Annotated in this window: 22 protein-coding genes and 1 riboswitch; of the genes, 17 read left to right on the forward strand and 5 right to left on the reverse strand. The window is 40.7% G+C overall.

Annotated elements, in window-relative coordinates; translation table 11 throughout:
• The first annotated feature begins 129 nt into the window (after nucleotides 1-129).
• The 16 genes from ABG082_RS02330 (at nucleotide 130) to ABG082_RS02405 (ending at nucleotide 20,021) form a co-directional block, all read left to right on the forward strand.
• Nucleotides 130-951 (forward strand): AraC family transcriptional regulator, encoded by an 822-nt coding sequence (locus ABG082_RS02330; protein WP_046342692.1) that lies wholly within the window; start codon nucleotides 130-132, stop codon nucleotides 949-951.
• A complete protein-coding gene (locus ABG082_RS02335) occupies nucleotides 948-1,880 on the forward strand; it encodes a DMT family transporter (RefSeq protein ID WP_286108751.1) in 933 nt (310 codons plus the stop codon). The genes ABG082_RS02330 and ABG082_RS02335 overlap by 4 nt, the downstream gene beginning before the upstream one ends.
• Before the next feature lie 97 nt (nucleotides 1,881-1,977).
• Nucleotides 1,978-3,033: a tartrate dehydrogenase gene (locus ABG082_RS02340; protein ID WP_348936487.1), complete on the forward strand. Its 1,056-nt coding sequence runs from the start codon at nucleotides 1,978-1,980 to the stop codon at nucleotides 3,031-3,033.
• A gap of 72 nt (nucleotides 3,034-3,105) precedes the next feature.
• Nucleotides 3,106-5,292 (forward strand): DNA topoisomerase III, encoded by a 2,187-nt coding sequence (locus ABG082_RS02345; RefSeq protein WP_348936488.1) that lies wholly within the window; start codon nucleotides 3,106-3,108, stop codon nucleotides 5,290-5,292.
• A 197-nt stretch (nucleotides 5,293-5,489) separates the two neighbouring features.
• A complete protein-coding gene (locus ABG082_RS02350; RefSeq protein WP_348936489.1) occupies nucleotides 5,490-6,572 on the forward strand; it encodes a glycosyl hydrolase family 8 in 1,083 nt (360 codons plus the stop codon).
• Nucleotides 6,553-7,404, forward strand: coding sequence for a GGDEF domain-containing protein (locus ABG082_RS02355; RefSeq protein WP_348936490.1), 852 nt, complete (start codon nucleotides 6,553-6,555; stop codon nucleotides 7,402-7,404). The genes ABG082_RS02350 and ABG082_RS02355 overlap by 20 nt, the downstream gene beginning before the upstream one ends.
• Complete coding sequence (locus ABG082_RS02360; RefSeq protein WP_348936491.1) at nucleotides 7,394-9,109, forward strand: DUF2334 domain-containing protein; 1,716 nt, start codon at nucleotides 7,394-7,396, stop codon at nucleotides 9,107-9,109. Before ABG082_RS02355 ends, ABG082_RS02360 begins: the two co-directional genes overlap by 11 nt.
• Nucleotides 9,102-10,370 carry a glycosyltransferase family 2 protein gene (locus ABG082_RS02365; RefSeq protein WP_348936492.1) on the forward strand — a complete coding sequence of 423 codons (1,269 nt, stop codon included), beginning with the start codon at nucleotides 9,102-9,104 and terminating at the stop codon, nucleotides 10,368-10,370. The genes ABG082_RS02360 and ABG082_RS02365 overlap by 8 nt, the downstream gene beginning before the upstream one ends.
• A 4-nt stretch (nucleotides 10,371-10,374) precedes the next feature.
• Nucleotides 10,375-12,456: a cellulose biosynthesis cyclic di-GMP-binding regulatory protein BcsB gene (locus ABG082_RS02370; RefSeq protein ID WP_348936493.1), complete on the forward strand. Its 2,082-nt coding sequence runs from the start codon at nucleotides 10,375-10,377 to the stop codon at nucleotides 12,454-12,456.
• 66 nt (nucleotides 12,457-12,522) lie between these two features.
• Nucleotides 12,523-12,670: riboswitch (cyclic di-AMP (ydaO/yuaA leader) on the forward strand.
• 113 nt (nucleotides 12,671-12,783) lie between these two features.
• A complete protein-coding gene (locus ABG082_RS02375) occupies nucleotides 12,784-14,610 on the forward strand; it encodes an APC family permease (RefSeq protein ID WP_007498061.1) in 1,827 nt (608 codons plus the stop codon).
• A 70-nt stretch (nucleotides 14,611-14,680) separates the two neighbouring features.
• Entirely contained in the window at nucleotides 14,681-16,402 is a 1,722-nt protein-coding gene (locus tag ABG082_RS02380) for a pyruvate oxidase (RefSeq protein ID WP_348936494.1), read from the forward strand.
• Between the two features lie 193 nt (nucleotides 16,403-16,595).
• Complete coding sequence (locus tag ABG082_RS02385; RefSeq protein ID WP_348936816.1) at nucleotides 16,596-18,209, forward strand: T7SS effector LXG polymorphic toxin; 1,614 nt, start codon at nucleotides 16,596-16,598, stop codon at nucleotides 18,207-18,209.
• 20 nt (nucleotides 18,210-18,229) lie between these two features.
• Nucleotides 18,230-18,565, forward strand: coding sequence for a hypothetical protein (locus ABG082_RS02390; RefSeq protein ID WP_046342710.1), 336 nt, complete (start codon nucleotides 18,230-18,232; stop codon nucleotides 18,563-18,565).
• 268 nt (nucleotides 18,566-18,833) lie between these two features.
• The gene (locus ABG082_RS02395; RefSeq protein WP_017366650.1) at nucleotides 18,834-19,016 is read left to right on the forward strand and encodes a hypothetical protein; all 183 of its coding nucleotides are present in this window, start codon (nucleotides 18,834-18,836) and stop codon (nucleotides 19,014-19,016) included.
• A 71-nt stretch (nucleotides 19,017-19,087) separates the two neighbouring features.
• Nucleotides 19,088-19,534, forward strand: a complete 447-nt coding sequence (locus ABG082_RS02400) for a hypothetical protein (protein WP_348936495.1) — start codon at nucleotides 19,088-19,090, stop codon at nucleotides 19,532-19,534.
• Between the two features lie 262 nt (nucleotides 19,535-19,796).
• Nucleotides 19,797-20,021: a hypothetical protein gene (locus ABG082_RS02405; protein WP_046342716.1), complete on the forward strand. Its 225-nt coding sequence runs from the start codon at nucleotides 19,797-19,799 to the stop codon at nucleotides 20,019-20,021.
• A 39-nt stretch (nucleotides 20,022-20,060) separates the two neighbouring features.
• Here the strand turns inward: ABG082_RS02405 and ABG082_RS02410 are convergent, their stop codons facing one another.
• The 4 genes from ABG082_RS02410 to ABG082_RS02425 form a co-directional block, all read right to left on the reverse strand.
• Nucleotides 20,061-20,324: a hypothetical protein gene (locus ABG082_RS02410; protein WP_008346966.1), complete on the reverse strand. Its 264-nt coding sequence runs from the start codon at nucleotides 20,322-20,324 to the stop codon at nucleotides 20,061-20,063.
• A 99-nt stretch (nucleotides 20,325-20,423) separates the two neighbouring features.
• Complete coding sequence (locus tag ABG082_RS02415) at nucleotides 20,424-20,993, reverse strand: GNAT family protein (RefSeq protein ID WP_008346964.1); 570 nt, start codon at nucleotides 20,991-20,993, stop codon at nucleotides 20,424-20,426.
• 67 nt (nucleotides 20,994-21,060) lie between these two features.
• On the reverse strand, nucleotides 21,061-22,338 hold the full coding sequence (locus ABG082_RS02420) for an Nramp family divalent metal transporter (protein WP_008346963.1): 1,278 nt from the start codon (nucleotides 22,336-22,338) through the stop codon (nucleotides 21,061-21,063).
• Nucleotides 22,339-22,567: 229 nt separating this feature from the next.
• On the reverse strand, nucleotides 22,568-22,828 hold the full coding sequence (locus ABG082_RS02425) for a GlsB/YeaQ/YmgE family stress response membrane protein (protein ID WP_003214275.1): 261 nt from the start codon (nucleotides 22,826-22,828) through the stop codon (nucleotides 22,568-22,570).
• A gap of 156 nt (nucleotides 22,829-22,984) precedes the next feature.
• On the opposite strand from ABG082_RS02425, the gene ABG082_RS02430 reads away from it, so the two are divergent.
• Entirely contained in the window at nucleotides 22,985-23,815 is an 831-nt protein-coding gene (locus ABG082_RS02430; protein WP_007496524.1) for an EcsC family protein, read from the forward strand.
• Between the two features lie 25 nt (nucleotides 23,816-23,840).
• Here the strand turns inward: ABG082_RS02430 and ABG082_RS02435 are convergent, their stop codons facing one another.
• Complete coding sequence (locus ABG082_RS02435; RefSeq protein WP_348936496.1) at nucleotides 23,841-24,938, reverse strand: TRAP transporter substrate-binding protein; 1,098 nt, start codon at nucleotides 24,936-24,938, stop codon at nucleotides 23,841-23,843.
• Between the last annotated feature and the right edge of the window lie 12 nt (nucleotides 24,939-24,950).

Here is a 24,950-nt window from a genome sequence, read left to right on the forward strand (position 1 = left end):
ATCTTTTGTCTCATGTTATCCAAGTTCTTCCCTCTAGGCAAGCCTGCATCGAAAAGTCAATATCGTACAATCCAAGAGAAAAAGGGTGTGCTACACTAATGATCAGCTCAGTGAAAAGAGGGGATCGACATGAGAATACTAGAGGAACGAACAGTCCATTTTGACCAGGACTTGCAAATAGAGGCGTATCGCTTTCATGCCATCATCAAAAAGTTCCCAAAACATTTTCATCCATACTATGTGATTGGATTTATTGAAGGCGGTCAAAGACGTATGTTCTGCCAAAATCAAGAATACATCATTGAAAAAGGAGATATCCTTCTTTTCAATCCGTACGATAACCACGCATGTGAACAATTTGATCACATGCCGCTAGATTATCGCAGCTTAAATATTGAACCAGAGGTGCTGGAGAAGGTCTTTCAGCACAAGCCGCATTTTAAAGCCCCTGTGGTTTCACAAAGTGAACTAGCAAAGCAATTATATGATCTTCATCAAATGATCACAGAAGAAGCTCCTGCTTTGAATAAACAGGAAGCCTTTTACTTTTTGATGAAGCAGTTGATCGAAACCTATTCTGATACACCAGAGGAAAAAGCATCAGCAGCCAATGCCAATGAACAAAAAGTCCAAGACGTACAGCAATATATTGAAACACATCTCACGGAAAATATATCGTTAGATGACTTAGGTGAGCTTGTGTCCATGAACAAATATTCATTGCTGCGTGCTTTTACAAAGTTCAGAGGAATTACGCCGTATCGTTATTTACAGACAATCAGGGTGAACTATGCGAAGGAACTTCTCGCCCAAGGAATGAAGCCAATAGATGTAGCTGCTGCCGCTGGATTTTCTGATCAAAGTCATTTGACTCATTTCTTTTCGGAATTTATTGGGCTTACGCCAGGGCAGTATCAGCAAATTTTTGCAAAGCAGGTAACAGCAAAATGAAAAATAAACAGCTTCTTGGTCATCTAGCAGCCATGCTCACCATTTTTTTATGGGGATCTACCTTTATATCAACCAAAATATTATTAACGGCTTTTTCTCCAACAGAGATTTTATTTTTTCGTTTTTTCCTTGGGTACCTTGCCCTGATGATCATTTATCCAGTCACCATGAAGGTGCAGCATAGAAAGCATGAAGGGATGTTTGCGCTCGCAGGGTTATGCGGTGTGGTCTTATACTATTTTTTAGAAAATGTTGCACTTACCTATACGTTCGCTTCGAATGCAGGTGTTATCAGCTCCGTTGTCCCATTTTTCTCTTTTCTATTGTCTTATTTTTTATTAAAAGATGAGCCGCTACATAGCCGGTTTTTTATCGGTTTTTTCATTGCGATGACGGGAATTGTGCTGATTAGCTTGAACGGGATGACGACATTCCAATTGAATCCACTCGGCGATGCTTTAGCATTTATGGCTACCATTGTCTGGGCATTTTATTCCATTTTATCGAAAATGATCAATCAATATGGCTACCATATTATTCAGGTGACAAGACGTGTCTTCTTTTACGGGCTGTTATGGATGATTCCACTGATCTGGCATTTTAAGATTCGTTTAGACTGGGAGCGGTTGACGAATCCATCGTTTGCCTTCCACTTGCTGTTTTTAGGCGTCTTTGCATCTGCTATTTGTTTTCTGACATGGAGCTTTTCCGTGAAGACGATCGGTGTGGTGAAATCGAGTATCTACATTTATGGCGTTCCAATCATCACGATGGTCATTTCAATGATCGTTCTCCATGAGAGATTGACCTTCATGTCACTGCTCGGAACAGCTCTGACTTTGGGAGGATTGCTTCTTTCAGATAAAAAAGGAGCAGGTAGAAAAAAACAGCCAGTCCCATTACAGTTGCAGAACAAAAAGGCGCTTTGATCAAAAAGCGTCTTTTTGTTTATTGAAAGAACATGAACTCTTTAGTAAACTCAACTTAATCGGTCGACGGTCGACCATTCATAAGGGGGAGAATACAATGAAACACTTTTCGATTGCGACGATACCTGGTGATGGGGTAGGAAAAGAAGTTGTACCAGAAGCAGTACGTGTTTTGAAAGCGATATCAGAGGTGCATGGCGGTCTGACTTTTTCTTTTCAGGATTTTCCGTGGAGCTGTGAATATTATTTAGAGCATGGCGAGATGATGCCAAAGGATGGATTGGAACAACTGAAAGCCTTTGACAGTATTTTCTTAGGGGCTGTCGGTGATGCCAACTTAGTGCCTGATCATATCTCGCTTTGGGGACTGCTCATTAAAATTAGACGGGAATTTGAACAGGTGATTAACGTAAGACCGGCAAAACAGCTAAAGGGCATCCGTTCTCCGCTTGCTCAGCCAAAAGATTTCGATCTACTAGTTGTAAGAGAAAATGGAGAAGGCGAATATAGTGAAATTGGGGGTCGGATTTATCAAGGGGAGGATCAGCTTGCGATTCAAAATGCCGTCTTCTCTAGAAAAGGGACAGAACGTGCGATGCGTTTTGCTTTTCAATTAGCAGAAAAGAGACGAAACCATGTAACAAGTGCAACAAAGTCAAACGGCATCGTGCATACCATGCCATTTTGGGATGAAGTGTTTCAAGACGTCTCAAAGGACTACCCTAATGTGGCGGCAGATTCTCAGCACATTGATGCGCTCTCAGCCTTCTTTGTCACAAGACCAGAGAAATTCGATGTGATTGTTGCCAGCAATTTATTTGGTGACATTTTGACGGATCTTGGTGCCGCTATAATGGGTAGTATTGGTGTCGCACCAGCAGCCAATATCAATGTAAATGGCAAATATCCATCCATGTTTGAGCCAGTACATGGATCAGCACCAGATATCGCTGGAAAAGGGATCGCAAACCCTATCGGACAAATCTGGACCGCTAAACTCATGCTTGATCATTTCGGAGAGGAAGAATTAGGCACACATCTTCTCGATACGATTGAATTTGTCACAGCAGACGGCTTTTTAACGGCAGACATCGGCGGGGCTTATCAAACACAAGAGGTCACAAACGAAATCATTAAACGATTGAAGAAATAATCCGTCATTAGAACCGCATCTCCACGTCTGCTATAATAAAAGGATGGATAGAAGAAAGAGATGTGAAATCTAGTGTCAAAAACAGTTGTATTAGCAGAGAAACCTTCGGTAGGACGTGACCTTGCACGTGTGCTGAAGTGTCATAAAAAAGGAAATGGTTTCTTAGAAGGAGATCAATACATCGTCACGTGGGCGCTTGGCCACTTGGTGACACTGGCTGATCCAGAAGGCTACGGGAAAGAATTTCAATCATGGCGTCTAGAGGATTTACCAATTATTCCAGAACCACTCAAGCTTGTCGTGATGAAAAAGACAGGGAAACAGTTTCAAGCGGTTAAAGCGCAGCTGGCGAGAAAAGATGTAAAAGACATTGTCATTGCAACAGATGCAGGACGCGAAGGGGAGCTTGTGGCAAGGTGGATTCTTGAAAAAGCACATGTGAAAAAGCCTCTAAAACGTCTATGGATTTCGTCTGTTACAGACAAAGCCATTCAAGAAGGATTCAAACGATTAAAAGACGGCAGAGAGTATGATAACCTGTATCGCTCGGCGGTTGCGCGTGCAGAGGCCGACTGGATTGTAGGGATCAACGCAACAAGAGCGCTGACAACGAAGTTCAATGCGCAGTTATCCTGTGGACGTGTGCAAACGCCAACGATTGCTATGATCGCCAAGCGAGAGGAAGACATTCAGCAATTCCAGCCGAAGCCGTTCTTTGGGCTGACTGCACAAGTAGACGGACTGACGCTGACTTGGCAGGATGCAAAGACAAAACAAAACCGTACATTCCAAGAGGATGTAGTGAAGGAGCGCTTGGCAGCCTGTAAAGGAAAACCTGCAGTGATTGATGCACTGAAAAAAACAGCGAAAAAATCCTTTGCTCCAGGATTGTATGACCTGACAGAATTGCAGCGTGATGCCCATAAACGCTACGGTTTTTCAGCAAAAGAAACACTGTCTACACTTCAGCGTCTGTATGAACAGCATAAGCTTGTGACGTACCCGCGTACAGATTCACGTTTTATTTCGGCAGATATCGTTCCCACATTAAAAGATCGACTCAAAGGAATGAACGTTAGACCTTACGCGCAGCATGTGAATCGCATTCTACAATCAGGCATTAAAGCACATAAAGGTTTTGTCAACGATGCCAAAGTGTCAGATCACCATGCGATCATTCCAACCGAGGAAGAGCTGTATCCGGGTGCATTAAGTGATAAAGAGCGTAAATTATATGACCTCATTGCCAAGCGATTCCTCGCTGTACTGATGACCCCTTTTGAATATGAGGAAACCACAGTGATCGCCAAGATCGGCAGTGAGACATTCACAGCGAAAGGAAAAATTGTGCAATCAGCCGGCTGGAAAGCCGTGTACGATGAGTCCTATGAAGACGAGGAATCAGCCGAAGCAGATCAGCACTTGCCGGCATTAACAGAGGGGCAGTCACTTGACGTACGCCAATTAAAAGAGACAAAAGGCGAAACGAAACCTCCTGCTCGTTTTAACGAAGCGACCCTTTTATCTGCCATGGAGAACCCGTCTGCATTTATGCAGAACAAGGAAAAGGACTTAGTGAAAACCCTTGGCGAAACGGGTGGATTGGGGACAGTGGCAACTCGAGCTGATATCATTGAGAAACTGTTTAACAGCTTCTTAATTGAGAAAAAAGGCAAAGACATCTTCATCACATCGAAAGGGAAGCAGCTGCTTTCTTTAGTACCTGAAGATTTAAAGTCACCTGCGTTAACAGCGGAATGGGAACAAAAGCTTTCTAAAATTGCGAAAGGCCAATTGAAAGCTTCTCAATTCATGAGTGAAATGAAGTCATATGCAAAACAAGCCGTATCTGAAATCAAACAAACGAACCAAACCTTTAAGCATGACAACATGACAGGCACACATTGTCCTGACTGCGGAAAACTCATGTTAAAAGTGAACGGGAAAAACGGCACCATGCTTGTTTGTCAGGATAGAGAATGCGGACATCGAAAAAATGTGGCAAAGAAAACAAATGCACGCTGCCCGAACTGTCATAAAAAGCTTGAGCTGCGCGGGGAAGGCGATGGCAAAATATTTGCCTGTGTTTGTGGTCATAGAGAGAAACTGTCTGTCTTCGAAAAACGTAAATCACAATCCAATCAAAAACGAGCCAGTAAGCACGATGTGTCTAAATATATGAAGAAACAAAAGAAAGTGGAAGAACCAATCAATAACGCACTTGCAGAACAATTAAAGAAACTAAAATTAGATCAATAGTTGTGTAAAAACCCATGTAAATTCGCATGGGTTTTTTGTTTGTTCGAGTATTTTGACATGTTGTTTTTCTGTAAATGGGAATATGTAAGCGAAAAGACTCGTAATTTGGTATAAAATATTTATTTTCATTTAAACAGAAACGCTCTATAATAAATCGTTAGATGCTTAGAGAGAACAGGGATTGAAAGGGGACACGAATGGATAAACCCATACATCGTACAGCTATCGCTATACTCATTGTCATTCTACTAGGCGGATGTACCTGGAAACAGCAGCAACATTCAGCTCAACCAGAACCTGCAAAGCCAGTATTGTCAGGAGAGTACTTTATGACTCACCACTTAATGACAAACCAAGGCATGATTCAGACCTCGCTTGCGGAACAGCCTACTTACTTATCAGAATCGCTCGGACTTTGGATGGATTATCTTGTTAGAAAAAAAGATCAAACATCTTTTGATCAACAGGTAGACGTCCTGCGCACTCAATTCTTACTGGAACATGATCTTCTTAGCTGGCAAATCGAATCTCATCAAAAAAGCAAAGTCAATGCTTTAGTTGATGATTTACGTGTAGTAACAGCGCTTCAAAAAGCAGATCAATTGTGGCAGAAGTCAGTGTATCAAACCACAGCCAAAAAAATCGCAAAAGCGTTAAAAGACAAAAACATGTTCAAGGGTATGTTGACCGACTATTATGATGCATCGACAAAGCAAACTTCACATACAATCACACTTTCATATCTTGACCCAAAAGCAATCAAAGAACTAGTATCCCTCCACCTATTCACAGAACAAATGATGAACAACCAATTGGCCATTCTAAAAAATGCACCGAGACAAAAAGGGTTTTTTCCAAAATTCTATGACATAGCGAAGAAAGTCTACTCATTTGATCAGGAAATCAACTTGATCGACCAGCTTTATACGGCTCTTTATGCTGAACGTGCACAGGTTGATACATCAGTCATCATGAAATGGCTGAAAACCAACTTCCAAAAGGAAGGAAAACTGTACGGACGATATAAGCTGAGCACATTGCAGCCAGCAGTGACGTATGAATCGCCTTCAGTCTATGCACTGGTGATCTTATATGCACTCAAACAAGGAGAAGATGATTTTGCAAAAGACGTCTATCACCGAATGAAAGAGCTGCAAATCCAAGATCCTCTCAAGCCTTATTACGGAGGCTATATGAACGAAAAAGATACACACTCATTTGATAATTTATTGCCTCTAATTGCAGAAAGGGAGCTTCTAAATGAAAAGGTTATTCAGTAACACCTATCGCACGTATTTTACGCTGCTCCTCACGTTTGCGGGACTCATTTTATTTATGGGCTACTTGAATGGACGTGATGCGGAGAGTGTCATGATCATCACACTCACATTTGTCGTGATAGGATGCGGCATTTTATTTGGTATTTTGCCAGCATTGGTTTTTACTTTGTTGATTTTGTTCTTTATAGGAAGCGGGATGTTCTTTACAGAGCTTGGTCACACAAATTCACTCTTTTCTAATCAAACGTTGCAAGATGTCGTGATATGGGGCGTGGCGCTTCTCTTTTTTGCTATTTCTGCTGGAAACGTGCATGAGCGAATAAAAACGATGCGTTACACCATTGAACAACAAAAGAGGGCCATCAAACAATTTGTAGCGATTGACTCAACCACAGGCTTTGACAATGCAGAGCGGATGAGGCTCGAATTGTCTGAGGAAATGAAACGAGCAGAACGATACAAACAGCCATTCGTCTTTATCCTTCTTCATATGCACTACTCAGCGGAATTCAAAACATTATATGGAGAAAAAGAAATGCAGCATCTTTTCCAGCAACTCAGTATGAAGATTCGCGAAAGTGTGAGAGAAACCGATAAGAAATTTCGATTATCCGAAGAACGAATCGGGCTGCTGCTCACTCACACACCTGCAGAAAACGTCTCGATCGTTCTTGAAAAGCTAAAGGATAAACTGAAAACGCATGTTCTGCTAAATGGTCGTGAAGTGACCTTAACTTTTCATGTCTGTCATTTAACAAGCAGCGCGGATTATCGGACACCAGAGCAATTTTTAGAAGAACTAGAAAACGAGATGATGATGAATGAACTTTAATGTTTTGACGAAATGTTGTTTGTTATTCGTTCTTTTCTCTATGCTTTCGATCAAAGACAGTACATCAGCCGGTGCACTTGAGAAAGAGTCCAGGACCCTCATCGTCTATTCCACACAATCAGGTGAGGCAACTCCAACTGTTCATATGCTTGATGTACTTGTGGGGCATTTTTCCACACGAACGACCATTTTATCTGATGAACAAATAACTGAAAAGAACCTCAATGACTTTCAGCAAGTTATCTATATAGGTGAAGAAAAGAGAACGTTGAAAGCACAAACCGTACGTCTCATAAACGAATCAAAACGTTTAATCGCAATAGGATACAATGCGGAACAGCTTCGCCCATTCTCTAAGCTTACTTTTCACAAACAAGATCACATCAGTCAAATCAAAGAGACCGATGATCAAGAATACCGTCAGCTAGAGAGAGGAATCACAGCTCAGGCGGTTCAAGGGACAGATCTGCAAAGTAAATTCTTAATGAAGAAAAATCAAGCTGAGCAGCCATTTGTGATTCAAACAAAAGAAGGTGCGGCATATGTCGGAATGCTAAATATCCTTCAGCACGACAAGCTGCTTGCAGAGGTGATGGAAAGTCTCCTGCCGGCTTCTAATCAAACGACGACAAAGTACTTACAAATTGGGAAGATTAACCCCGTCACGGATGAGAAGAAGTTACTTGAACTTGGGCGATACGTAACAGCTCGCCATATCCCTTTTCTGCTGGCGGTGACCCCTATATGGATTGATCCAGCAACAGGGGATGAAGTGACGCTCAGTGACCGGGCTAAACTTGTCCACGTGTTAAAACAATTGCAAAGCAATGGAGCTAGTGTCGTTCTTCATGGGTTTAGCCGTACGTATCGAACGGAGGAGTCGGGTAAAGGCTTTGAATTTTGGGATGTAAAGTACGATCAGCCCGTTACGTCAAATGAACCAGAGAAAGCTGATCAGCAGCTGAACAAAAGCTTTTTTCCGAATGAAAAAGATTTTAATGTGTATATCAAATCCAATCAACATCAAGAAGCCATCTATACAGAAGAAAAGCTGACAAAAGGCATTGAACTGCTCACGCAGCAGGGGTTATATCCACTTGCATTTGAAGTGCCGAATGACGCCATATCCCTGCAAGGCTATGAAGTGATTTCCCGCCATGTGTCCAGTCTATTTGGACAGGTGCAGCTCTCAGACCGTACATGGAAAACAAGAAGTGCATCACCGTTTTTGTCGACACCCGCCATGCTTCATGGCATGACTTTATATCCTGAACAGTCTATAGATACAGCGTCTGACCAAGAAGGTGCAAACATACTGGCTGAGCAGACAATTCAATCCATGCAGCATATCCAATCCGCCGCCATTGGGTTGTCCTATGATGTGGAAGCGGGGATAGATGGGCTGCAAGATTTAATCACACAAATGGATGCGATCCCTTCTAGTGAATGGCTAGATTTAAAGAAAACAAAACAGACTGTTCAAACTCAGAATGTCCAGATCAAAACAACAGGAAATGGACATATTCAAATAGAGCAATCCAATATAGCTGAACCAAAAACACACAAACGAAGCGGGATGGAAAATATGCTTCGAATGCTCACAATGGTGGTGCTGCTCTTTATTGTGGCATTTGCTTTTTACACATTGTATTTAAGGCTGACGATGAAAAAACGGATCTTTAAGGAGAGAAAATCAGGTGGCTGATATCTTATTTTACCTATCATTAATACTGATTTGGATCATGCTCCTATATCATATGTTTCTGATGCAGGGAGGCTTTCAGCACTATTTAACTTACGAAAAAGTGCTGCCTAAATGGACGAAACAAGGGAAAGATCTGCCGACCGTCAGCATTCTCATTCCAGCACATAATGAAGAAGTGGTCATTCGGCAGACGCTAAAAGCCATGGTCCAGTTATCCTATCCCAAACACCTTCTTGAAATCATTGTGATTAATGACAATTCCTCTGATTGTACAGGGGAGATTGTGCAATCATTTAGTGAGCAATACGATCATGTCCATATGATTGAAACAAAGCCGCCATTTGCAGGGAAGGGGAAATCTACTGCACTGAATGAAGGCTTGAAGGCTTCGACAGGAGACGTTATTTGTGTATACGATGCAGATAATATGCCTGAAAAGAAAGCCGTCTACCATTTGGTTCTTGGATTATTGAATGATCCTAAAGCAGGTGCTGTTGTCGGGAAATTCAGGGTCATCAATGCAGCCAAAAACCTCCTGACAAAATTCATTAACATAGAAACGATCTGCTTCCAGTGGATGGCGCAAGGCGGGAGATGGAAATGGTTTGGCATTGTGACAATACCAGGCACCAACTTTGCGATCCGTCGGCACATTTTAGAAGAGCTTGGCGGCTGGGATGTCCATGCACTAGCTGAAGACACTGAATTAACAATTCGTGTGTATAATCTGGGCTATGTGATTCGATTCTTTCCTGCTGCGATTACATGGGAACAAGAGCCTGAAACATGGAAAGTCTGGTGGCGGCAACGAACACGCTGGGCTAGAGGCAACCAATATGTTGTGCTTAAATTTTTAAGGCAGTTTATGAAATTAAAACGAAAACGAATGATTTTCGATTTATTTTATTTTTTCTTTACGTATTTCTTATTTTTCTTTGGTGTACTGCTCTCCAATGGCATTTTTATCGTAAACTTATTCGTTGATCTTCACTTATCTGTGGGAGCTGTGGCACTCATTCTATGGGGCTTAGCCTTCTTCCTCTTTTTAACAGAAGTGATGATTACGTTAAGCATAGAGAAAACAGAGCTGACCAAACAAAACATTCTCATTGTGATTCTCATGTACTTTACCTATTCCCAAGTATGGATTGCGCTTGTTGTGTACTCCTTATGTGTAGAGGCGAAAAGCCGATTATTGAAACAAGAAGTGAAATGGTACAAAACCGAGCGTTACAATCAACAACAAAAGAAAAGCGGGTGACATATTGAAATCGTTAAAATGGTTGATTTATATATTAGGATTATCCTTAGCGATCCAGCCTTTTTTCATGGCAGGTCAAGCAATGGCGCAATCCAACCGAGTTCAAGTCAAAGATGATTGGGTTCATTCTTCAAAAGAAAGCAAAACAAAAACGCAGCATCTATCAGAAGACGTAGTGACCTTATATGGACAAGAAGACCGCACTGAATTTACCTATCAAGTGGATCAGGAAAAAACAGAGTCAAGCACATTGACGTTAAATATAGAGGCTTCACCATTATTGATTTCACCTTCTTCATTCACTGTTATGATTGATGGAGAGATCGAAAAGACCATCCCTGTATCAGGGAAAAACCAGAAGAAGTCGATTCAAATCAAGTTGAACAAAGCACAATTGAAAAAAGGTACTCACCGCATTCAGGTCATATTTTATGGTGTTTTAAAAGACGGCGTGTGTATCAACCAAGAGACACCTGCCAATTGGCTAAAAGTGTATCCTGAAAGTGAACTTGTATTCAAAGGAATTCAGACGGAAGGCCTCACATTAGACAATTTTCCATCACCTTTTATTCAAACGGGTGATCAGAAAGAACAGACAGACATTGTCATTCCTAATTCACCGGATGGAGCTGAATTAGAAGCAGCCATCAAAGTATACCGTACGTTGAAAAACAAAGATCGCCAAAAAGAGATCAAACTTATCCAAGAAAAGGACATCAAGCAAGTGACGCACCCAACGATTGCTGTGGGAGCTAAAGGAAGCTGGGATGGACGGATGAAAACGATTGAACAAGGTGCAGGAATTAAAACGAAAAGCAGTCATCTTACGTTAGCGATGAGAACTTTGACAGCAAAGAAAACAGAACAGCCCATTTTATTTGTGACAGCGGAAAAACCTGTGACAATTGCTGAAAAAATCAACGTTCTAACTCAGTCAGCATTAACGGGTCAACTGACTGGAACGGACTTACTGATTCAAAAGACTGCAGCTCAAACGTCTAAACCATCTCACAAGATTCGTTTGAAAGATTTTGGCGGAGATGATGTCACGGTTGGGACCAACAAGACGGCATCCGACCACTACTATTATCCGAAAGCGCTACTGGCTAACCAAAAATCTGGTGCAAAGCTCAATCTTTCATTCAAAAAATCTGATACAGCAGCAAGCAAAACAGAACGGTTAACTGTTATGATCAATGACGAACCGCACGACGTACCATTAACAAAACTAGGCAACAAAGATGCGAATGGATTCTATCATGTCTCGATTCCAGTAGATTCAAAGATACTTCAAAAAAATGAATATATTGATTTGCAATTTGTCACAAGTGGTTTTAAAAACATGGAATCCTGCAGACATACGGATGAAGAAGGCTGGATATTCATTGACAAAAATAGCTCTCTTCAAATACCAGAAGGAACAATGAGTGAAAAGCCAGATTTAGCCGCTTGGCCGCTCCCGTTCAGTTCGAAAAATACATTGATCATCATACCAGATCAAATCAAACGTGAAACAATCAATCAAATGACCATGTTGACGGAATCTTTTAGTCAGCCAGAAGTAGCTCAATATCATTTAATGAAAGCTTCTCAAGTCACAAATGAACAATTGAAAAATCACCCTCTCATTTTCATCGGAGGCATTCAAACATTCTCTCTTCTGAAAGAAAACGCAGCCGATCTCGTTGTTCCGGTGAAAAAGGATCAGTATGATGTATCTTCTTTCGGCATGATCAACGAAACAACGGCTCGAATTGTATGGACGCAGCCATCTGTTTGGAATAAAGAACAGACAATGACAGTCTTTTCAGGAATGACTGCAGCTGAAGCTAACGTGTCAAATGAAGTGATGCAATTTCTTCAAACAAATACAGAAAAAGCAACAGTTGCAATAGAGAGTAAAAACAAAGGCGTGTTTTCTAATCATCAATCCGTCAGCAGCACATCGAGCAGTCTGAAAACAAGTGAAAAACAAAGCAGCAGCGAGTCTTGGATTTACTTTGCGTGTATCGCTGCACTCATCCTTTTTGTGCTTGTGATGATTGTCTATTTCGTACGAAAAAACCGTAAAAAGACTGAGTTCTAAACGATCAAAAGACCTTGAAAAAATCTCTTTACTTTGGTGTCAAACGGGAGTATGATCTCTTTTATAAAAGACCAATCGCTGAATCATTTCGATGAGCGGGGGAACCAATTGTGGTGGTATAAAACACCACGTGGGGTGAATCCTTTTAAGGTAGGGCAAAATCTCATGCGCCCGAATCCGTCAGCTAACCTCGTAAGCGTTAAAGAGAGCAAAGACCAACCTGTGATCTAAACAATAGGCACAGGGGCATTCTATTGCCTCTGTGTCTTTTTGGCGATCCAAAATTTTGTAACTCAAATCGTTTGACACTAAAGGAGCGGGCAACACATGTACAGTTTGATGAAGCGTATTTTAATTGGTAAACCATTAAAATCACAGGCAGCAGGAGAACAAAAACTATCAAAAATCAAAGCTTTGGCATTATTGTCATCAGACGCATTGTCGTCAGTCGCATACGGTACAGAACAAATCTTGATTGTTCTATCAGTTGTCAGTGCGGCAGCGTTTTGGTACTCACTCCCGATTGCAGGTTGTGTATTAATCCTTTTAATGGCGTTAATTCTATCTTACCGCCAGATTATTTATGCTTATCCAGAAGGCGGCGGGGCGTATGTCGTCTCCAGCAGAAACTTAGGTGAAAAACCAGGGCTGGTTGCTGGTGGATCATTACTCGTCGATTACATTTTAACCGTAGCAGTGAGCATTTCTGCTGGGACCGATGCGATCACATCGGCTTTTCCAGCTCTATATCCATATCATGTCATGATTTCAATCGTATTAGTTCTAGTGATTATGGTGTTAAACCTTCGTGGACTGACAGAGTCGGCATCTATTTTGGCTTATCCTGTGTACCTATTTGTCTTTTCATTGCTTATTTTAATTGGAGTGGGCGGGTTTAAACTATTAACAGGGCAAGTGCCGCCAGCACCTGAACATACAGCATTTGGCACACATGTATCAGGCATCACGTTATTTCTTTTATTAAAGGCATTTTCGTCTGGCTGTTCTGCTTTAACTGGTGTTGAAGCGATTTCTAATACAATTCCATCCTTTAAAAAACCAGCTGCACAAAATGCAGCGAGAACTTTATTGATGATGGGGGGATTACTGGCCGTTCTATTTGTAGGAGTGACATTGCTTGCGTTTGGTTTTGGCATCTCGCCAAAGCCAGAAGAAACGGTTGTGTCACAAATTGCATCAGACACATTTGGACGGACGTTTTTCTACTATGTCATTCAGGCTGTCACAGCTTTAATTTTAATATTAGCGGCAAACACAGGCTTTTCAGCTTTTCCATTATTGGCTGTCAACTTAGCAAAAGATAAATATATGCCGCGCATGTTTACAGTGAGAGGAGATCGGCTCGGTTATTCCAATGGCATTATCTTTTTAGGTGTAGCTTCTATGCTGCTCATTTGGCTATTTGATGGGAAAACGGAACACCTCATTCCACTTTATGCTGTCGGTGTGTTTATTCCATTTACCTTGTCTCAGACAGGTATGTGTGTAAAGTGGATTCGTGAAAAACCACAGGGATGGAAAGTGAAAATGCCTATCAATATCGTGGGAGCACTTATTTCATTTACGGTTTTCATGATTCTCATTTTGACCAAGTTCCATCTTGTATGGCCAGTATTTGTTTTCATGCCAATTGTTCTATTTATTTTTCATTCTATTAAGAAACATTATCTGTCTGTTGGAGAACAATTACGTTTATTGAATGAAACCGAGCCTGTCGAAATCAAAGGAAATGTGGTCATCGTCCCAATAGCAGGTGTCACACGTGTCGTCGAACAATCTGTGCAATATGCAAAATCCTTATCAGACCAGGTCATAGCGGTTCATGTATCGTTTGATAAAGAGAAAGACAAGAAAATTGAAGCTGATTGGGAAAAGCTGAATAGTGATGTGCGTCTTGTGATTTTACATTCGTCTTATCGAAGTCTCATTCACCCGCTTGATAAATTTCTTGAAACGATTGAAGCGAAAGCAAATGCACATCAATATAGAGTGATGGTGCTCGTCCCTCAATTTATTCCGAAAAAAAGATGGCATACCATTTTGCACAATCAATCTGCTTTCTTATTAAGATTCCGTTTATTATGGAAACGGGATATTGTTGTCGCCACTCTTCCATATCACTTTAAAAAGTAGCAAGAGCAAGTTGAAACGTTTGATCAAAAGGGTGCGGTGGTATGGAGTAAGAAAAAAGGAGTTTTCTCACATGCCGCAAAGAACCGCAGGAAAAGAAGTAACAGCGCTACTGGAAGAGTGGGGCGTGAAACATATTTATGGAATGCCCGGCGACAGTATTAACGAATTAATCGAAGAACTAAGGCATGAATCAAGCAAAATTCAATTTATACAAACAAGACATGAAGAAGTGGCAGCACTTTCAGCAGCAGCAGATGCGAAACTAACAGGCAAACTTGGTGTTTGTTTATCAATTGCTGGGCCAGGTGCTGTCCACTTATTAAATGGACTATACGATGCAAAAGCGGATGGTGCACCTGTATTAGCGATAGCAGGGCAGGTTGCCTCAACTGAAGTAGGTAGAGATGCATTTCAAGAAATCAAATTAGAGCGGATGTTTGACGATGTTGCTGTCTTTAATCAGCAAGTACAAACAGCAGAAGCTCTGCCTGACTTATTGAATCAAGCCATCAAAGCTGCTTATACCCATAAAGGGGTGGCGGTTCTCACTGTCTCAGATGATTTATTTTCTCAGAAAATTAAGCGGAGTCCCGTTTATACATCTCCTCTTTACGTAGAGGGAGACGTGCGGCCCAAGAAAGATCAACTGCTAAAGGCTGCTCAACTCATTAACAATGCGAAGAAGCCAGTCATCTTAGCAGGAAAAGGATTAAGAAATGCAAAAGAAGAGCTTCTTTCGTTTGCAGAAAAGTCAGCTGCGCCTATCGTCATTACACTTCCTGCAAAAGGTGTTGTTCCAGACAGGCATCCATACTTTTTAGGGAACCTAGGTCAGATCGGGACGAAGCCTGCATATGAAGCGATGGAAGAGTGCGATTTATTAATCATGCTTGGAACCTCCTTCCCATATAGGGATTACTTACCGGAAGACACACCTGCCATTCAATTGGATATCAAACCGGATCAGATCGGTAAAAGATATCCAGTAGAAGTGGGGATTGTAAGTGACAGTAAAAATGGTCTTCATGAACTAACCTCTTATATTGAATATAAAGAGCAGCGCGGTTTCCTTGAAGCTTGTACAGAGCATATGATGAAGTGGCGAGAAGAAATGGATAAGGAAAAATCTATTGCCACATCACCGCTTAAACCGCAGCAAGTCATCGCTAGATTAGAAGAAGCGGTAGATGATGATGCCATTCTTTCAGTTGATGTCGGTAATGTGACGGTATGGATGGCACGTCATTTCGAAATGAAACAGCAGGATTTCATTATTTCCAGCTGGCTTGCCACAATGGGCTGTGGTTTACCTGGCGCAATATCAGCTAAATTAAACGAACCAAACCGCCAAGCCATTGCTGTCTGTGGTGATGGAGGCTTCACAATGGTGATGCAAGATTTTGTGACGGCGGTAAAATATAAACTGCCAATTGTCGTTGTGATCTTAAACAACAACAACCTTGGTATGATTGAATATGAACAACAGGTAAAAGGCAACCTCAACTATGGTATAGAGCTGGAAGATATTGATTTTGCAAAATTTGCAGAAGCATGCGGTGGTAAAGGAATCTCGGTGTCATCACATGAAGAACTAGCACCAGCCTTTGATCAAGCACTTCAAGCTGAGAAACCTGTGATCATTGATGTTGCGGTGACCAATGAACCACCGTTACCTGGGAAAATCACATACACACAAGCAGCAGGCTTTAGTAAATATTTATTGAAAAAATTCTTTGAAAAAGGTGAGCTGGATATCCCTCCACTCAAGAAAAGCCTCAAACGCTTTTTCTAAACAGCAGGTAGTCGGTCCTCCAATTAGGGGGACTGACTTTTTTGTTGAACAAGGAAAAACATTTCAATTGTCACTTGTTTTCTTTTGTATAAAAATATCCATACTGGATTTTTGTAACTTAAAGCCTATTTTTCCAATTCGATGAGAAAGGTAAAATAGACTTTATGATCAATAATGGAGGGAGTGGATTTTTCTGGGTAAGATACTTGATGCAAAAGCACTAACCAGTGCCATGGATACAAGGGCGAAACACTATCAGGCACTCCGTGAAGAAATGTTTGATTTAAAAAAAGCGCTACAGGGCGTGGCGAATCTAGGTGATGACTTCACTGGAAAAGGTGCCGATAATATTAAAAGCTTCTACAAAGAGCTCGCAGGAAATGTGGACATGTTTATTAGCTTCATTGATAAACAAAAAGCCTTTCATGAAGGTGTTTCTGGAACGCTTGATGATACAAACTTTGGCGGTGACACCTTTGTAGAAGAACACTTTTTAGACAACACTGTACATATGGGAATCAAGAATGCCAAAAGCATCGTGAAGGATCAAAAAAAGGCACTCAAAACAATTTTTCAAGATATTGATGACCTCATTTCTCTGGAGGTATTTGATAGTAAAACCTTTGACGAAAAGATTGCAGATGCGGAAGATGAACGGAAGAAAACGGTTAAAGATTTAATAGAACTTGATCAAAATCTAAAAGATGAATATGCTTTGTCAGAAACGGAGCAGCAAGCTACAATGGCATTGTACGCTGAAATGAAGAATGCGACAAATGACGGAAAATCCATTTCGCCTATGAATTTTGACAAGAAAGCGTATCAAAATAGCGAAATCTACAAGGCAAAAAGCGATATTGAGAAGCAAACTTCTGAATATCTAAAAATCAAAAAAGATCAAGAAGAAGCCCGCGAGATCGCAAAGGAACAAGAAGCGCTCGCCAACCGTCCTTGGTATGAAAAAGCTCTTGATTACGGAGGAAATATCGTCAATGAACTGACAGGCGTGAACGATGCAAAACGTGCCGCAACGGGCGTTGATCCGATCACAGGTGAAGAACTCACCGCAGGACAGCGAGTCGCCGCAGGTGGCATGGCAGCAGCAGGCTACATCCCGATTGTCGGCTGGGCAGGACGCATTTTCAAAGGCGGAAAAGCCGTTTGTAAAACGACTCAAGCCACGTCAGCCGCAGTCAGAGCAGTCGACATTTACAAGACATCACAAATATCCTTTGACGCCCTGAAAACATCACAAAAAGGCTTATATGGCCTCACCGCAACAAACGGCTTCAGCGAAGCGATTACGGGTCGAGACATGTTTGGAAATAAAGTCTCGAAAGAACAGCAAGAAGCCAGTATGAATGCGGCTCTGGGGATGCTTTTGCCGTTTGGGGCGAAAGGGTTTCAAGGGAAGATGGGGATTAAGGGTGCTGAAAAATATAATACCCATACGATGAAACACATTTATCATGGTGAAATTAATAAAAGAGGAAAAGCAGTTGGTTATCATCATGAAAGTATGCAAGGTGGTAAGATTATTCCAGGAAGTGAAAGTTTACCTGATAAAAACGGTATTTATAGAGCTAAAGTTGAAATTGAAGGAGTTGAAAAAGTAGCTAAATCAAGTTTCTTTCCTAAGGAATGGAACCGCATTGATGTGTTAAAAGCTATCGATGAAGCTTACCAAAATAAACAACAGATAGGTCCTAATAAATTTAAAGGTATAACATCATCAGGAATTAAAATAGAAATGTATTTGAAAAAAGATGGATCAATAGCTACAGCATATCCATTATATAAAAAATAATATGAAGGTGATTAACTTATATGAGATATCCATATGAATTTAAGGAAGACCAATTTGGTGATTTAGCAATCATACTTCCCGAAGAAATAAGTATTTTCTCAGATTTTATACAAGATATTTCATCGATAGAAGAAGTGGATGAATATATAGGATATATTCAAAATGTTATAGATGGAGTATATGAGAAATTTGAAATTACATTGAATGCTACCAGTGTAAATATTAAAAAAGATGAGACAGTAGTTGAACATCATTATAGGATTGAAGAACCTCTTGAAAATAAAATTGAAACGAAGGAATTCATAGAATTGTTGTTAATTTGGAGAGAGAAAATACCGGAAATATTCGAAGGTTAAACATCATTGTCGAGACTGAAAAATAAAAAGCACTTTATTGTTATTCAAGGCAAAAAGTGCTTTTTGTTATGAAATAAAACTTTAGATAATTGTCTAAAAAAGAAGTTGCCAAAAATGATCCCAAAAAGAATAACAAGAAGCTCAGTCTACCGTTTTTGGTATGAAAAAGCACTCGATTTATGGGAAATAATTTTAGATGACTCCGTGGAGACAGCTTACTACCATTAATAAAGAATGCTGTGTATATGCCTTGAAAGGAGACATGATGATGTTAAGAGTAACAGAATATAAAGACAGTCAGCCTATAAATATTGAAAATGATCTTTATACACCGATTAATATAGAGTTCGGTAGTTGGAATATATCAAAAGAGCCAACGATATATTGGAAAACTGAAGATTTTAAGAAATTCCTAATTAAAATAGGCATAATGAAGGGTCTCTGTGCTTAAAGCAAACAGAATATTTTATCAGAACGCTCTAAAATAATAAATATGAAAGTTATAAAATGAAAGGGGTTTACATGATGGATGATATTCTGACAAAAAAAATAATTACAGAAAGTGGTACGGAGTTTGAAAAATCTCTAGAATATGGAGGGTCCTACGAGCTAGCAATTGTAGAATTTACTAAAGAAGGAGAAGAAAAACTTTTTACAGGACTAGCCTATGATTTGTATGAAAATGGAAATGTAGAAAGTTATTTCTATGTAGAGCAAGGTGTTAAGCAGGGAAAGTATGTTGAATTTTACTCAAATGGAAATGTGAAAAAAATAGGTAATATGAATAAAAGTGCTGCAGACGGATATCAAGTCGAGTTTTTTGAAAATGGAAATAAAAAGTATGAATCTGAATATATAGCTGGTCGGAAAATGACTTATATAAAGTACGATGAAAACGGAAGTATTGTAGATCAAAAAACAGAGCCTGATGAATCTGATTTAAAATACGTCGAAAAATTCAATGGTTAGTAAGGAAAAATAAATTCGAATAATGATTGAAATAATTGGAGTAATATTAATCTGTCTCAAAATAAAGAGAAGGCTTATACATAAAATGTGATAAAATTTATTAATCTTGACTACCAATCCCTGTGAGATATGCAGATATCGAGACACACATTATTCGAAATGAGTTATGAACAAAAAAGGGTGAAATGTGAAGTGCTCATTTTTTAAGATTTAGAAAATGAAACTATCGAAACCCAATCACCAAAAAAAAGGGGAATAAACCATGCTATGGATTTTCACACAAAACGAACAAAGTTTCGTTAATGTTCACGAAGTCACAGTAACCGGTAAAAAGATTGAAGGGTCTATTGCTGGCAGTGATTCTTGGGTCAAGACGCTCGGCAAGTATGACTCAAATGATCGAGCGTCAGAGATCCTTCAAGACATTGTGAAAGTAATTGAAAAAAACCCAAATGGTACGATGACCTATCGAATGCCTCAGCAGTAAAAAAGAAACCACCTTTCCATCGCGAAAAGGTGGTTTTGTTTATGAAGGTGTTTTGGTAAAGGCTAAAAATAACGGAATGCCTGTGCCGACAAGTGTTGTGGCAAAAAGGAACATACCGCAAATGAATAGAAAATGACTGGCTGAAAAGACGAGTGCCAGAATGAGAAATACGATGCTGAGTCCTGCCATGCTATATGATGGGACAAAGCGGCGTTTGTATGTGGCTTTCTTTGTTAGGAATGAGAAGAAAATGCCAAATAATAAAGGGACAATCCATAAGTAAAATAAAATAATAAGAGACATACATCATACCTCGATTTTTTCCTTCTATTTTATCAGATGCCAATCACAACGGATACTACAAAGCTTCACTTTGTAAAATAGTTCATGCAATCGACACAATTAAGTGGGCTGATTGATCGAATTCGTTTTTTGTTTCATATACTCAGGCTGTAAAAGTGCATACACACAGTGATCGGCAAAGTGGTCGCCCAGCCATTCACATTGTCTTAAAATGCCTTCAAGTGAAAAAGATAAACGCTCTGCAATGCGTCTGCTTTTTTGATTATCGACAGCGGCCCTGATTTCAATGCGGTGCAGACCGCACTCTTCAAATAAATAGTGAATGACTGCTTTACATGCTTTTGTCATGATGCCTTTTCCTTGATAGCCTTCCCCGAGCCAATAGCCAATGGAAACCGTCCGGTTAATCCAATGAATTTGGTGGGTGCCAATGATACCAACGAGTTCTCCATGTGACCAGATTCCAGCCTGAAAACCATTGTTTTGCAAAGCTTGCTGCATGGCACCTTGAATAAACGCCATGCTATCTTCTTCTGTCTGCGTCGAATCGACCCATAGCATCCATTCACGTAAGTGCTCTCTTGAGCGTTGGATGAGCAGATACAGACTTCTCGCGTCTCTTGGTTCAAGCAGCCGCATGGATAGATCTTGATCCTGATAAAAAAACATGTGATCACATCCTCTCAAGGGAAATTCTACCACAACCCGATATAAAAGACAGCATGATCACTGTCTTTTACATAAACGTATCCACAATTAAAAACAGATTAAGTGCGACAACAAGAGCTGCTATCACCCAAGATATTCCTGTCACCCAGCGAGCATTCGTCAAATCGCCCATAATTCGTTTTTTACTTGTAAACAAAATGAGCGGAATTAAAGCAAACGCAATGCCAAATGATAAGACCACTTGACTCATCACAAGCGCAGAAGTCGGATTGACCCCAGATGCAATGATCGCAATAGGAGGAATGATGGTAATCAGCCGGCGGACATAAAGCGGAATGCGGTATTGAATAAAACCCTGCATAATAATATCGCCTGACAGTGTACCGACAGAAGAACTGGAAAGTCCGGCTACAAGCAGACCTACACCAAATAAGATCGCTGATACAGGACCTGCGAGAGTTCCAAAATGCTGAAATGCTACATCTAAATCCTCAACAAAAAGACCATTTTTAAAAAATAAAGCAGCTGCTACAATCAACATGCTGGCATTGATGGCGCCAGCAACTACCATCGCAATGAGGATGTCTAAAAACTCAAAACGAAAAATCAGCTTTTTCTCTTTTTCCGTTCTGCCGACGACTCTTCTTTGCGTTAAGGCTGAATGGAGATAGATCGCATGCGGCATCACCGTAGCGCCTAAAATACCAGCGGCAAGCAGTACGCTGTCTGTCCCTTCAAACCTTGGAATGAACAGTCCACCGGCGACACTTGCAAGATCAGGTTTAGCCACAAAGGTTTGTACAGCGAAAGCAATCACGACAACAAACAGCATGCCGGTAATTCCTGCTTCTAACGCTCGATAACCTCGTCTTTGGAGCTCTAAAATGGCAAAAGAACCGATCGCTGCAATAATCGATGCTTCAAGCAGCGGGATACGAAAGAGTAAGTATAAACCAAGGGCAGCTCCGATAAATTCGGCTAAATCTGTGGCGATAATGACGAGTTCGCCCTGAATCCATAAACCAATCGAGACTGGTTTTGGAAACTCTTCTCGAGCAATTTCAGGTAAATTTTTCCCTGTTGCGATCCCAAGCTTTGCAGACAAAGACTGGATGAGTAAGGCCATGAGATTGGATATGAGAATGACCCATAACAGAAGGTAGCCATATTTCGAGCCAGCCGCAATGTTCGTCGCAAAGTTTCCTGGATCAATATAGGCAATGGCTGCGATAAAAGCAGGCCCGAGAAAAGGAAGGAGCCTTCTAAATCCTTTCACCTTTCCTTCAAGTGCACGCTCCGCTGCCACTGACATGTGGGCTTGTGCCTCGATGTATTTGTTTGTCATATGTCATCACCTAGATTCTACAAAGTTTTGCTTTGGCACAAAAAGTTTCCTCGATGCAATTTTTAATCATCATATGCCCATCTACATGAAAAGTCAACTATCTGAACTAATAGGTTTGTTTATCATATGTAAGTGAAAAAAATAGATACCTTGTCAATCAACACATAAAAAACACCGCCTCTGATCTTAGGCGGTGCATCCTCTACTTCCTCTTCTTTTGTATCGTTTTTTAAGAAACCCTTGATCCAACGCTGCGGAAGATCAGGCTTAAAATAATGACAAAAATGGCTGCTCCTAAGATCGCTGGAATGATCGCAAATCCTGCCAGACTAGGACCCCACGTTCCAAGTAATCCATGACCAATCCAAGCACCTGCAAGCCCGGCAATCATTGAACCGATCCAGCCTCCTGGTACACTGCCTCCAGCGAGTGCACTCCCAATGAGACCAATGACAATCGCCACAACTAATGAAATCAGAAATCCTAACATGTTGATCACTCCTCTTTTGTTTGTTTACTAAGCAATAACCGTTTTAAAAGAGATTAAAACCTTTCGGAACCGCTTCAATGTTCGATACGTATGATGGACAAGGATTGTGTATAATAACAGACATATACTTGAACGGCATCTAAGGAGGCAAATGGCATGGAGGAAAGAGAGTGGCTAAAAGCACAATTAAAAGAGATTGAAAAATGGGAGAAAGACCAGCAAAAGGTATGGTTTTGGGAGAAACTTAGCCGGCTTCCATTTCAAATGCTGGACAAGCTGACCCCTGCCTTTATTCAAAAGAAAATCGGTGTGTTATTAGATGAGATGGGGCACTACATTCAATCAGGCGGTGTCTATTTGACGTCAGAGAAAGGCATTATTCATCAATTTCAAAAGAAATGTGCCGATGAATCGATTCAGCGTATTGAAGATATTGAGGCGGCTCCGATCGAGGTCATGGATGCCATTAGTGATCAGATGGGGAAAAACCGAACAAACCTCGCCACTGTGCAAGGTGCGACAACAGGTGTCGGAGGTATGTTTACATTAGCGGCAGATATTCCGGCTGTCCTCGGTCTCTCTTTAAAAACATTACAGGATATCGCCGTCACCTATGGCTATGATCCGAAAAATAAAGAAGAACGAGTTTTTATCATTAAATGTTTACAGCTGAATTCTGCTGACGTTGTTGGGAAAAAATCAATATTAAAAGAGCTGAAGAGCTATCATGCATCAGAAGGGAAGCACGAAAACATGATCTCTCAAATTCAAGGATGGCGTGAGGTCGTATATAACTACCGTGATTCGTTTGGCTGGAAGAAGCTGTTTCAACTTGTCCCAATTGCGGGGATTTTGTTTGGTGCAGCGTCCAACCGCTCACAGTTAAAAGGAATTGCCGAAACAGGCATCATGCAATATCGAAAGCGCAGAATATTATCAAGATTAGAGGAGCTCGCTCAGCAAGAACAGCGTGACTCCGGCGCATAAAAAAATCCCTTTCTAAAGGGATTTTTTATTTGGTCTCAGCATCTTCTTCAAACGCTTGAATCGGAGAATATTCATAGCGTGCCCGGAGCTCGCGGATTTGTTTGATCAAGGTGGAACCTATGATCCTTTCTGCTTCATCATATAAAGGATCGAGCGCCTTCATCCATTTTTGCCGCTCTGCTGGTGTTAATTCGTGTATGGCAATTGGAGATTCGCGTTTAATATCCTCCAGCTGATCCTTGTTCATTTGTTCGGCATGTTTTTCGTTCCATGCCGTTGTTTCTTCCATCGCTTCGAGTAAAATTCGCTTCGTCTCAGGTGTTTGACGATCAAAAAAGGATTGATCTGTTAAGACGACATACCCTAAATACCCGTGATTACTGATCGTCATATAGTCTTGTATATGATAGAATTTTTTTGAATAAATATTTGAAATTGTATTTTCTTCACCGTCTACTTTTTTTGTTTCTAGCAGTTGAAATGTTGAATTAAACGATTCCTGATAGGGTTTTGCGCCAAGAAGCTTGAATTGCTTTTCAATCATGTCACTTTGCATAATACGGAGAGATTGTTTTTTTAAATCACTAGGCTGCTTGATTGGGCCTTTATTCGAAGTGATTTGCTTAAAGCCATTTGTCCAGTAGGCCATTCCCTTTAGTCCGTCTTTTTGCAGTGTGCCGAACAGTCTCTGTCCAATCGCACCATGTAACCCTTCTTGGACAGCATCGTAGTTAGAAAAGGCAAAGGGCAGATCAAGAGCCAGCCATTCAGGAGACAGCATGCCGAGCTTTGACGTAGACGGAGCAATAAATTGAACTTGATTCTCTTTTAGTGCATTAATTTCTTCGATATCAGAATAAAGACTCCCGTTTGAAAAGATTTGAATGCTGATCCTGCCGTCGGATTTTTCGTGAACAAGCTCAGCAAATTTCTTTGCAGCCAGCCCTTTTGGGGTATTATCTGCGACAACATGGCTGAATTTGAACACAAGCTGATCCTTCAGCCCAGTCTGTTCATCGTCGAAGGTGGTCGCTGATTTAGGCATCATATGATAAAAACCAAAGTATAAAGCGGTTATAAAACCGATGATGAGCAATAGCGTATAGGCGAGTAAATTCTTCATGCGTCAGATCCC

Source organism: Bacillus sp. BS1807G30, assembly GCF_040047675.1.
Classification (GTDB): Bacteria; Bacillota; Bacilli; order Bacillales; family Bacillaceae; genus Bacillus; species Bacillus altitudinis.

Coding starts and splice junctions, on each gene's coding strand:
- ABG082_RS02330 (WP_046342692.1), top strand. CDS start 130: ATGAGAATACTAGAGGAACGAACAGTCCATTTTGACCAGGACTTGCAA.
- ABG082_RS02335 (WP_286108751.1), top strand. CDS start 948: ATGAAAAATAAACAGCTTCTTGGTCATCTAGCAGCCATGCTCACCATT.
- ABG082_RS02340 (WP_348936487.1), top strand. CDS start 1,978: ATGAAACACTTTTCGATTGCGACGATACCTGGTGATGGGGTAGGAAAA.
- ABG082_RS02350 (WP_348936489.1), top strand. CDS start 5,490: ATGGATAAACCCATACATCGTACAGCTATCGCTATACTCATTGTCATT.
- ABG082_RS02355 (WP_348936490.1), top strand. CDS start 6,553: ATGAAAAGGTTATTCAGTAACACCTATCGCACGTATTTTACGCTGCTC.
- ABG082_RS02360 (WP_348936491.1), top strand. CDS start 7,394: ATGAACTTTAATGTTTTGACGAAATGTTGTTTGTTATTCGTTCTTTTC.
- ABG082_RS02375 (WP_007498061.1), top strand. CDS start 12,784: ATGTACAGTTTGATGAAGCGTATTTTAATTGGTAAACCATTAAAATCA.
- ABG082_RS02380 (WP_348936494.1), top strand. CDS start 14,681: ATGCCGCAAAGAACCGCAGGAAAAGAAGTAACAGCGCTACTGGAAGAG.
- ABG082_RS02390 (WP_046342710.1), top strand. CDS start 18,230: ATGAGATATCCATATGAATTTAAGGAAGACCAATTTGGTGATTTAGCA.
- ABG082_RS02395 (WP_017366650.1), top strand. CDS start 18,834: ATGTTAAGAGTAACAGAATATAAAGACAGTCAGCCTATAAATATTGAA.
- ABG082_RS02400 (WP_348936495.1), top strand. CDS start 19,088: ATGATGGATGATATTCTGACAAAAAAAATAATTACAGAAAGTGGTACG.
- ABG082_RS02405 (WP_046342716.1), top strand. CDS start 19,797: ATGCTATGGATTTTCACACAAAACGAACAAAGTTTCGTTAATGTTCAC.
- ABG082_RS02410 (WP_008346966.1), bottom strand. CDS start 20,324: ATGTCTCTTATTATTTTATTTTACTTATGGATTGTCCCTTTATTATTT.
- ABG082_RS02415 (WP_008346964.1), bottom strand. CDS start 20,993: ATGTTTTTTTATCAGGATCAAGATCTATCCATGCGGCTGCTTGAACCA.
- ABG082_RS02420 (WP_008346963.1), bottom strand. CDS start 22,338: ATGACAAACAAATACATCGAGGCACAAGCCCACATGTCAGTGGCAGCG.
- ABG082_RS02425 (WP_003214275.1), bottom strand. CDS start 22,828: ATGTTAGGATTTCTGATTTCATTAGTTGTGGCGATTGTCATTGGTCTC.
- ABG082_RS02430 (WP_007496524.1), top strand. CDS start 22,985: ATGGAGGAAAGAGAGTGGCTAAAAGCACAATTAAAAGAGATTGAAAAA.
- ABG082_RS02435 (WP_348936496.1), bottom strand. CDS start 24,938: ATGAAGAATTTACTCGCCTATACGCTATTGCTCATCATCGGTTTTATA.